Source organism: Cedecea sp. (assembly GCF_036500665.1).
In the GTDB taxonomy this organism is placed as follows: domain Bacteria; phylum Pseudomonadota; class Gammaproteobacteria; order Enterobacterales; family Enterobacteriaceae; genus Cedecea.
Genome location: NZ_DASYBS010000056.1, coordinates 88,689 through 98,490, shown reverse-complemented (window position 1 = coordinate 98,490; position 9,802 = coordinate 88,689). Strand labels below are relative to the sequence as shown.

The window sequence follows — 9,802 nt, the reverse complement described above, 5'->3', positions numbered from 1 at the left end:
GATTTCAGGTTAAAAACACATCAAAACACGTATTTTATCGTCAGAAGTGCCACGGATGCTCGCTATCATTGCGTTTCCGATAACGCCATTTATGATCAGAAAATTTATAAAACGCTTTTTCAAATTCCTAACCATGAACACAGATCCACCACTTTATAGTAATAATCCACCTGCCCCTGGTCGATTACCTCAAACGTCAGGAAATGTGGGTCAACTGACGCCCATAAATCAAAATACTTCTCGTGAGTCTATACAGAAAATTAACCCAAGACCTTTTAAATTTATCACCAAAGAAATGCTTTCCAACCGGGAAGTGGATGTTATTGGTAATAAATTCAAGATCGCAGAAACTCCGTATAATAGCGCATTCATTTTTGCGAAGGAGAAACTGAAAAAATTAGGTTATCCCAATGCTGACCCGGACAAGAGTTTTATGGTTAGCACAGATACCACCACCGGTGAGAAGAGACAAATCTTTCTGACAGAGATGGTGCTGCTGAATCCGCAAAAAAATAAATCGTGGTTTGATCTGAAGACCCCGATGACTGATAAAATTATCATGAGAGATAAAAATTCTAATGTTGTCAATATTGGTCTCCCTATGGCTCCAGTAACTTGGCTAAATTCAATTTGGGATGGAGATTTTAAAACATATTACTTAAAACATGTTGACCAAGTCACAGGCAGATCCGGTTACCATAACGATATGGCTTTCCTCATCAAATCTGCATTTATCAAAACCTATAAAATAGAATATCAGGCTGGAAAGCTGAGTGACAATGCGATGAAGCTTTCTGCAAAGGCTATGGGATTAGTAGACGAAAAATTGGGAGATGCCAGCAGCTGGCCTTCACTGAGCGAAGAGAAAATAAAATCATCCCAAGCTGATAACAATATAAAAATTGGTTTACTTAGAATAAATGGTAAACTTTCAACGGATTTAATGACTATCCACGATATTAATACAAACAGAGCGCTACTCTGGATACCTGGCCACAATCCACCACTGGTGGAATTTAACTCTGTAAGAGCATTAAAAGAATACATTGCGCTACATGCCCACTCTCCCACAAAGATGAATGAATTGCTAATACATTTTCCAATTAGTGAACGCCGGACCACTCACCCCTTCAGAAACGAAGTAAAGAAATTCGGCGTGGAAAAAGCACTTAAGGAAATCCGAAGCAGCTCTCTCTCACTGAATGCGACAATAAAATTAAAAACTCTGAGTGAACCTTTTACAGATATGGCCCGGCGACAAACAGAACGTCTTAAGCTGGACGCAAACGAGCTAATTGTTTCAAATAGTGATGTTACAGAAAATGCGATTAAACAACGATTGTCGGATATAAACAAACTGGTGTTTCTATTTGCGCCTCTGGCTCCAGTGTCTCCCATTGCTAAGGGATTGCTGCATGCAGCGTTAATCGGATCTGGTGTGACAGAAGTTGGTATTGGTATAAACGATATTGGTAAAGGAAAAGTGAATGAGGGGTTAGTAGAAGTGGGGGAAGGTACAGCCGATATCGCTTTAGCTGGCATAGGCATTAAAAAACAGGGTGGGGTACCAAATACAGTGACGCCTGAATCATTAGATACGGTGGAACCAACCATTGCCGAAAAAAATAACGCCCCTTCAATTAGAGGGGCTCTAGCGTCGGATAAACCAACTTCTGCGGAACTGACTACAAAGCATATGAGGGAGATGGAAATTGTTGATAAGGATGGAAGTAAAAAAATAATATACGTCCACTTAACAAATGATGACATTAAATCTGTATACCATTTTGATTCCGAATCACGTAGTTTCAGACCTACGGGACAATCAGTTACTGAGAATGGCCAACTGGTAAGTTTGCCGGGAGGGGCTCCTACCACTCCCCAAAAAACGCCTCCGATTGTATCCTGGAACAAGGATATAGAAACATCACCACCATCAGTGCGTAAAGCTGAAGGCCCTCCCCCCTCTGATTTACCTGTATTTGGAGAATATGACCGAACCCTAGATGAAGCACGTAACTTTAAATATAAAATTAATGCAGAAGGGGAAAAAACGCCTAAAACAATAGAAGAAATTAAATCCGGAACAGTTAAGTTAATCAGGACAGAAAAATTTGAATATTTCTATGATCATCCAGAGGGTAACCAAAAACCTCGTCTTAATATAGTGGGGCATGGTGACTTAGGGGGAGATACATTTAAAGGGGATTTTGAAGGTGCATCCAAAATTGATTCTGACACGATGGCCAAAGAACTTAAGTCTATGTTGACTGGCCTTAATAAGGTTGAACCAATACGGCTGGTATCCTGTAAAACAGGTGCATCAGGGTTTGCACAAAGCCTGGCAAATAAACTTGGTCGACCAGTCATAGCCTCAACTGAAAGTGTAACCCTTTTTGAGACGGGTATTAAAGGATATTTTTCTGTATTGAAAAAAACAGTGCCTAAGTGGTTTACCTACCTCCCACAACCTTAATACGTCACTGTTGCAAATAGCCGGTGGTGATAAACTTATCATCCCCTTTTGCTGATGGAGCAGGAAATGAACCTATTCGTGATGGACTGCCGCAAACTTCATACTGATTATATGCCTGTGCCTGTCTGTACTGGCACCGGACAGAAAGAAGACGAAAACCGGGCGCATCTGGACATATGTACGTTATAACAGAAGTGCAGGTTCATCAGAGCCGCCAGCAACATAGTTCGCCTTCTCACCATACCGGCAGGGAAACATCTTCGGCAATATCATGGTGTGCTGCAGGCTACGATCGGTTTGTGGTTGCGGCCTCTCCGGTGTACCTGCGCGCCGTTGAATCAGACCTGCTCGCGGGAAGGGGGCGCTCAGTTGTAAGCATCCCTGCAAAACGAACCATTCACTTTTAGAGATCTTCCGACATACTGTTTATGTACTCTGAGGAGATCGTCATGCGCAAAGCCCGATTCACCGAGCACCAGATCATCACCGTTCTGAAGTCTGTTGAAGCCGGACGCACCGTCAAAGATGTCTGCCGCGAAGCGGGAATATCGGAGGCCTCGTATTACAACTGGAAAGCAAAGTACGGCGGTATGGAAGCCTCTGATATCAAAAAGATGAAAGATCTTGAGGACGAAAACCGCCGACTCAAACAGATGTTTGCCGATCTCAGTCTGGAGTGCCGGGCGCTGAAAGACGTCATTGAAAAAAAGCTTTAAAACCAGCGATAAAGCGGGAGCTCGTCGGTTATCTGACCTCACAATTTACGATGAGCACTCGCTAGGCATGCAGGATGTTATCGCTGAGCAGGACGGTGTACTTTTACCAGCCCGACACCCGGCGTGATGAACCGGTGATCCGCGCATTGATGAATTGCCGCATCAGCCCTTTGATACCCGAAAATTTGAATACCACTTTCCTGGCGTTATTGCGGCAAAACTGGCTATTGCCGACGATCTGGCCACTCCACTGGCCAGAATGTCGGATGAAGACCGGCAGCGCGGAGAGTTTGTGTCTGCAATTTGTATAATTTCAAAATGAATAGGCTTGAGCTTAAAATACAAACCAATGCATAAAGGGTAACATAGTCATGAATATAATGATGAAATCAGTAATTTTGCCAATGATAAATGCAATGAATATGTCAATAAGTGAGTTAGGGTAAGTAAATGATATGTGTTTTTTCAATATCATCAGGGTAAGGAATGTTTAATGACAGTTTTTCCGTTTTTAAAATCAGTCGGCCCTTTTCACTCGGAGGAAGTTTACCAGCATAAAGAATCAAGAATCCTCGTTTTCCTCTATAGCATGGGGAATTATTGATCGCCGCCGCGACGACCTCTTTCACACTGTAGCTTCCCTCTGTCCAGTTAGCTGAAGAACTTAACCCGACCATAAGGTCATGAGGAATTTTTTTAGTACGGAAGAAACCGCCACTCAGCGAGTAGCTGCCCGACAACTCTGAACTTACGAAAATTTTTATTACATAGGGGTAATTATAGGCTTTACTGAAATTACCTATTGCAGTACCTAACTTAATATTTATTTCATTGACATTCTGATTCACCTTGCTCTCAATTTTATTATCAGCCTGTGGTGTAATTGGTAGAACATTTCCTAACAAAATATCAAGTGGTGGCATTCCCTGTACGACATCTGATTGCCATTTCATCTTTTTCATATCCAGAATAAACCCTGAAAGAGCGCCAATGGGATAACTCTCTGAATCAGAATGTGTGTAAATAAAATTGATTTCATCTTTCATTTTATTTATCAACGCATGTTGAAACTCTGCGGTGTTGAAGCGTTTACCTTGCGCAATAATTTCCGCAGCAATTTCAACATACCGTGCACTGCCTTCATCAATATCGGTTTGCCTGATGCGGCTTGCATCATCTGGGTATAGTTTCTTCCACTGGTCAAACCAAAACCGCGCATGACCCAGTCCATTTTTATCCCCCTGCAGAGAAGCATATAAAGATCGAATAATATTGTTACGATAGAATCTGGGGGTAGCCTGAACAGGGTAAGGTGTTGCTCGTGAATCATTATCTGGTGATATTTTTTTCCATACATTCGCCTGTACAAAAAAATGAAAAGCTTCATGAGTAGCCACGTTAAACAGAGCTGGAACTGGTTTCGTCTCAGACTGAAAACGTGCTTTTTCCTCCGGAGGAAGAGTAGCCCCTAAGCTAACATAAATTGTTGGCCGGCTGTCAGGCCATTGAATTTCCTGATAATGCATATAGTCAACGGGTAAATGACGCTGTTGTATCTCGCTGTAGGGGAGCTTCGTTAGACTCTTACTGTCAATTGCCCAGGCATTATGGTCATCAGCAACAATGAGTCTGAGTTGTCGATACACGTGCGTGTCCCATACATTCTCGAGCACTGGCCATGCCTGACGGGTAGCTGAATAAATAGAATTTACATATGACTCAGTCGTAATATTTTTACTGGTTGCCTGACCAGCTCCAGATAAACTGACAAGGCAAAAAATACAGCTTCTTAATAAATTCAATTCCATAACAACTCCATTAATATGTATTATCTCTCTAATATGAATGTAACGGAAAATACTAACTTAATATTCTTATATAAGATTACAAAACGAGCTAAAATAGTAAGTTCATAAAAATGAATAACTGGGTCGGCATCTCAAATGTCAATATTTAAAAACGAATCAATCAGGATCGTATTTTATAATATCCCCAGGCTGGCAATTCAACACGCTGCATATCGCTTCCAGCGTTGAAAATCGTATGGCCTTTGCTTTTCCACTATTAAGTATTGAAAGATTGGCTTCAGTAATACCTATAGCCTGAGCCAGTTCTTTAGCTGTCATTTTTTTTGATTTCAATATTATGTCAAGTTTTATAATGATTGACATATTAGATCACCAATTCCTGCTCTTCTTTTATTTCTGTTGCTAACTGCAGTACATAGCTAAGTATCACCAGCCCAACACCTATTGGGATATATATCAAATTATCAATTTGAAAGTAGTATTGCGGATTTTCTTGGTTTTGTAATAATGATAAAAACATATCGCTAATGATTGAATATATAGATAGCACAATAAAACACCATCCAGAAATGGAAATGCGTTTTATCTGTTGATGACTGAAAACCACTCCCGCTCGAATATCTCTAAACACTTTATAAAAAAGCCAAAGCATTAAACTGAAAATACAATCTCTCAAAAGGTTACAAATAGCTGATGCTGCGGTATTAGGGTGACTTCCCGGAAATATCTCGCATTCTTTATGTATTACACCACCCATAACCGAAACATCATTTCCGGCCTGAAGCCAGGCAAATACCTGACCAAGTATCGGTGTGGAAATCAGGCCGATCAATAATGCGATCTCCATAAATCTACACCAAAATATCATTTTTGATTTACTAACCATTTTCTTCTTACCCATATCATTTTCAGGTATGTTGTGGACAAACTGTGCCTGTAGAAGCTCAATTTATCGGTTGTCATACTTTCTGTAGGTCAATTTACAATATGTAGTATTATCGAAAAACAATAATACTACAACAATAAATTATTGAAAAACGATAATTTAAATTTAATTTCTTAATAATCAATTAATTAAGTCTGAATATAGGGTCAGTGTCTAATTTCAATCAATGTACAAATGTGATGAGACTGCAATCTACTCGGGCCTTATTTCACAGTCATTTATCGTGAGCCCATGCTGATGGATTGCAAGCCGGAAAAGATGATTGCGAGCTCATTGTCACTTAATGTGAGCCCGGGAGGATTTTCATTGTCAGCTAATGTGAGCTCAAAATTGCGCTGATTGCGAGCCCTTACAGATAACCCAGCGATGAAGTGTGGAGTGGTCAACGATAATACCCCGCTCCGCCATCATCTCTTCCAGGTTTCGCAAACTCAGTGAGTAAGCCAGATACCAACGAACACATTGCGCGATAATATCGATGGGATAATGCAGGCGTTTAAACGCTTTTCGGAGCAGCGGCATCGTCAGAGATCATCATAAAAAAAAACAGCATGTTACCTGACGACACCTTAATGCGACAGAACCTCCAGCGCCGCCCTCCGCGTGAGCGTGCTGCTCACCCATTGCCTGTAGCGGTCGCTGAACACCGGCATCTGCCCGGCCATATGCTCCAGGATATCCGCCGTTGCCGTCACGCCATGCGAGGTCAGATACAGCATCTGTTCGTCAATGGCTTACACCCTCTTTCTGCATTCATTCATGTCCATAACCTGTACCTCCCTGTCATTTTGCATGCCGTGTATCACTCTCCGGTTGCAAACTTTGAGACGAGAACTAGAAGGTAATGCGGATTAGTTCTCCAAGTATAAATCCCGTAATATTTCTCGCTGTCTGCACCCCAGATCGTACTCTATTTCCAGCCAGCGGTCGGGCGAGCCGTACTGCTCACGAATACAGGTTAATGCTGACATCAGCCATTCTTCACGGGCACTCATTGCGTAAGTAAATTGCTCCAGTGCGGAGGTATTCAGGCGCAGGGATAACTGTTCGAGCATATGTTCCCGATAATTTGTCAGCGTGATTTCCGTCAGCAGATAATCTTCGATTACCGTTGCTTCATCAGCGCCCAGTGCCAGCAGGATAAGCGCCGAACCAACTCCAGTGCGATCTTTCCCTATTGCGCAGTGCTGCACCAGGGAGCCGCCTGCGGGCTGCATCAGTAACTGTATCATCCGGTGATATGCATCGTTTCTGAACGGCAGGCGGCGATAAAGTTCCGCCATAAAATGTCGCATATCAAATCCGTCCAGCATTTTGCTGGTCAGATTTTCCAGGTTAGCGCTTATCCCGTTACTGAGTGGAGTGGCGGGGACATGATGGTAATTTACTCCGGGCCACAATACATCCGGTCTGGCCTGAACTTCGTCAGTATCACGGTAATCCAGCACTGAACATACAGGGATATTTGCCAGTATCAGACAGTCATTTTTAGTCAACTGATCCAGTGAGCCGGAGCGAAAAAGCAGCCCGCGTTTAATGCGGTGCCCACCTGCGACGGTATTTCCCCCTAAATCGCGAAAGTTAATTCCACCATCGAGTGGCACAAGCGAAGGATGGCTCTGGTTTTTAGTTGTCATTAATATCCCTGAATGAAAAAATTCGGTAAGTTAAGCACAAAGTAATCTACTGATTAGCCAGATACCAGCGAACGCACTGAGCAATAATATCGACGTGATAATGTAGACGTCTGAAGGCTTTTCGGATCAGGGGCGTGGTCAGCAGTACATTACCCGGCCACGCCTTAATGCAACAGAGCCCTCAAAAGTGACCATAAGCTCTCCCTGTTCAGGAGAGCAGATTAACCCTTCGATCTGATTTCAGACATCGGATTTGGATCATTTTCGCGCCGTTGGTGACACTTAATGCGACAGAGCCCTGGCGTCGGGGCGAATTAATCCGGCTTAATGTAGTCAGCAATGCGGAAAGTCACTTTACCTGTCCAGCCATTATCACGGTAGGAACCGATGGCAAGGCTATCCACGTTGTTACCAGCCTGGCAACTGCTCTGACAGGTTGTATAGCCATTGAAGTTACCGGCAGCAATAGCGGCACCAAATTTTTCATACTGATTTTTACCCCAATAGACTTTTGCAACGCCAGCATTAACAAGATCATTAATGTTGATCATGGCTTCATCATCAGAATAATCATCCAGGCTTTTACCTCCATTGATCACATATACGGCCCCCACCTGAGTACCGCTGGAGTTAATCGCATTTGGATCGCCGATCACCAAATCCATATTGCCGTCACCATTCAGATCCACATTTCCCAGGATACTGTGACCAAATCCAGCCAGCTTGCTGCCCGGTCTATCTGCGTAAATGGCATAGCCGTCCTTAACACTAAAACTCTTGTTGTAGTTAGTCCTGGTGTGAGCGGCGTCCAGGAATAGAGATGACGGCAGCTTACTACCATCAGACTTTCCTTTAATGATCCACACCAGGCCAGAACGCTTTTTATCAATAGCTATATCAGCAGGTGCGCTGATAGCAAAGGAGTTATAGCGTTTGTTCAGGAAGTTACCTAATGGTGTAATGGTGCCGTTATTATCCTTGTCCTGCTGGTACGCGCTGTGATCGTTAGCACCTCTCATATTACCAGCCCCCCCGGTCTGACCACCAAGGAACGCCGCGCCCATACCGTGAATACGGGTAGCCTGTCCGGCGTTTAAAGAGGAAATATCGAGATTACCCTGGTTGAAACTACTGCCATAAACAAGGTAAGCGCTTCCACGCCCATCGGTGCCGCTGTTAACGGATTTACGGCCTTCGTTAACGGATTCCGGATCCACAATCAGGTAGTCACTATAGCCATCACCATTAATATCCCCCATGTCGCTGACCTGCTGGCCCAGGTTAACATTGATTGGTTTGTCCGGCCCGCTGGTAGCTGTTACTTGCGGGCGGATATACGCACCGGTTGCTGAAGGAACATCCCAATTACCAAGATTATCACGTTTAATATCAATGTTCTGCCACTGGTCACCAGCCTTTTTGGCTCCGTAGATAACCACTACACCACCGCGTCCGCTGGTACCTTCAATATCCCCGATAGCGAGATCCACTATGCTGTTGTTGGTTGATGCGTTTTTATATTTAATCGGACCAATGCTTGAACCAAACCAACCACCAGTATTCGCGGAGCCAGAGTTGGTAACGGTGCGAATACGGATCCCATGCCGACTATCTCCATTATCGATATCATTAAGATCGATTTGGTTGGACAAACGAGTACCGTTACGATGATGTGGCCCACCCCAGATAACATAGACCTGGTCATTCCAGTGGGAGGCGATCACCAGATCGTCGTACCCATCACCGTTAATATCGCCAATTTTGCGCACCGCGCTGCCCATCCATTTTGTGGTCACAGAACCCGGTTTATTTAACTTATTGCTGTGGAAAATCTTTAACGCATTCTGTGGATCAAATTCACCGACATTTTTCACTTCCTGCATAGCCTTTCCATCAGCGGTGCCGAAAATAACGTAAGCGATACCTTTACTACCGTCCCCCCAGGGGGCGGTAATCAGAATATCTTCACCAGCAATATGCTTCCCATTGTCTTTATCGGAAAACTTACCAATGTTAGTCATTGTCATACCGAAGTAGTCACTACTCTTTTCCCCTTTAATTGAGAACGGAGCTGAGTAAGGTTCAAAGTCGCTCGCAATTACCTGGGATGCCGCCATGCCGGTACCTAATAAAGCAGCAATGCAAAATGCTATGCGCGTTTTATTTTTTACTTTCATACTATATGTCCTTATATAAATACAGGTTGCTGATGAAATTAT

Annotated in this window: 7 protein-coding genes and 5 pseudogenes; 4 read left to right on the top strand and 8 right to left on the bottom strand. The window is 43.3% G+C overall.

Going from position 1 to position 9,802, the window contains the following annotated elements; genetic code table 11:
* Window positions 1-55 precede the first annotated feature (55 nt).
* The 4 genes and pseudogenes from VGM55_RS09145 to VGM55_RS09130 all read left to right on the top strand — a co-directional run.
* Window positions 56-2,476 carry a dermonecrotic toxin domain-containing protein gene (locus tag VGM55_RS09145; RefSeq protein WP_331635288.1) on the top strand — a complete coding sequence of 807 codons (2,421 nt, stop codon included), beginning with the start codon at window positions 56-58 and terminating at the stop codon, window positions 2,474-2,476.
* 75 nt (window positions 2,477-2,551) lie between these two features.
* Window positions 2,552-2,764 (top strand): annotated as a pseudogene (locus tag VGM55_RS09140) (IS66 family transposase); the annotation flags it as partial.
* A 161-nt stretch (window positions 2,765-2,925) separates the two neighbouring features.
* Window positions 2,926-3,341: pseudogene (locus VGM55_RS09135) on the top strand (transposase); the annotation flags it as partial.
* Window positions 3,335-3,469: pseudogene (locus VGM55_RS09130) on the top strand (hypothetical protein); the annotation flags it as partial. The pseudogenes VGM55_RS09135 and VGM55_RS09130, both read left to right, overlap by 7 nt.
* Before the next feature lie 160 nt (window positions 3,470-3,629).
* Here the strand turns inward: VGM55_RS09130 and VGM55_RS09125 are convergent.
* From VGM55_RS09125 to VGM55_RS09090, 8 genes and pseudogenes are all read right to left on the bottom strand, one after another.
* Window positions 3,630-5,000 (bottom strand): hypothetical protein, encoded by a 1,371-nt coding sequence (locus tag VGM55_RS09125; RefSeq protein WP_331635287.1) that lies wholly within the window; start codon window positions 4,998-5,000, stop codon window positions 3,630-3,632.
* A 156-nt stretch (window positions 5,001-5,156) separates the two neighbouring features.
* On the bottom strand, window positions 5,157-5,363 hold the full coding sequence (locus VGM55_RS09120) for a helix-turn-helix transcriptional regulator (protein ID WP_331635286.1): 207 nt from the start codon (window positions 5,361-5,363) through the stop codon (window positions 5,157-5,159).
* A gap of 1 nt (window position 5,364) precedes the next feature.
* Complete coding sequence (locus tag VGM55_RS09115) at window positions 5,365-5,901, bottom strand: DUF2975 domain-containing protein (RefSeq protein ID WP_331635285.1); 537 nt, start codon at window positions 5,899-5,901, stop codon at window positions 5,365-5,367.
* Window positions 5,902-6,300: 399 nt separating this feature from the next.
* Window positions 6,301-6,468: pseudogene (locus tag VGM55_RS09110) on the bottom strand (IS6 family transposase); the annotation flags it as partial.
* 47 nt (window positions 6,469-6,515) lie between these two features.
* Complete coding sequence (locus VGM55_RS09105; protein ID WP_331635284.1) at window positions 6,516-6,665, bottom strand: hypothetical protein; 150 nt, start codon at window positions 6,663-6,665, stop codon at window positions 6,516-6,518.
* Window positions 6,666-6,797: 132 nt separating this feature from the next.
* Complete coding sequence (locus tag VGM55_RS09100; RefSeq protein ID WP_331635283.1) at window positions 6,798-7,583, bottom strand: tyrosine-protein phosphatase; 786 nt, start codon at window positions 7,581-7,583, stop codon at window positions 6,798-6,800.
* 55 nt (window positions 7,584-7,638) lie between these two features.
* Window positions 7,639-7,713 (bottom strand): annotated as a pseudogene (locus VGM55_RS09095) (IS6 family transposase); the annotation flags it as partial.
* Window positions 7,714-7,897: 184 nt separating this feature from the next.
* Window positions 7,898-9,760 (bottom strand): integrin alpha, encoded by a 1,863-nt coding sequence (locus tag VGM55_RS09090; RefSeq protein ID WP_331635282.1) that lies wholly within the window; start codon window positions 9,758-9,760, stop codon window positions 7,898-7,900.
* Window positions 9,761-9,802 lie beyond the last annotated feature (42 nt).

What these genes read in the sequence shown, in the direction of transcription:
- VGM55_RS09120 (WP_331635286.1), bottom strand. Translation starts at nt 5,363, where the DNA reads ATGTCAATCATTATAAAACTTGACATAATATTGAAATCAAAAAAAATG.
- VGM55_RS09090 (WP_331635282.1), bottom strand. Translation starts at nt 9,760, where the DNA reads ATGAAAGTAAAAAATAAAACGCGCATAGCATTTTGCATTGCTGCTTTA.
- VGM55_RS09100 (WP_331635283.1), bottom strand. Translation starts at nt 7,583, where the DNA reads ATGACAACTAAAAACCAGAGCCATCCTTCGCTTGTGCCACTCGATGGT.
- VGM55_RS09125 (WP_331635287.1), bottom strand. Translation starts at nt 5,000, where the DNA reads ATGGAATTGAATTTATTAAGAAGCTGTATTTTTTGCCTTGTCAGTTTA.
- VGM55_RS09115 (WP_331635285.1), bottom strand. Translation starts at nt 5,901, where the DNA reads ATGGGTAAGAAGAAAATGGTTAGTAAATCAAAAATGATATTTTGGTGT.
- VGM55_RS09105 (WP_331635284.1), bottom strand. Translation starts at nt 6,665, where the DNA reads ATGCTGTATCTGACCTCGCATGGCGTGACGGCAACGGCGGATATCCTG.
- VGM55_RS09145 (WP_331635288.1), top strand. Translation starts at nt 56, where the DNA reads ATGCTCGCTATCATTGCGTTTCCGATAACGCCATTTATGATCAGAAAA.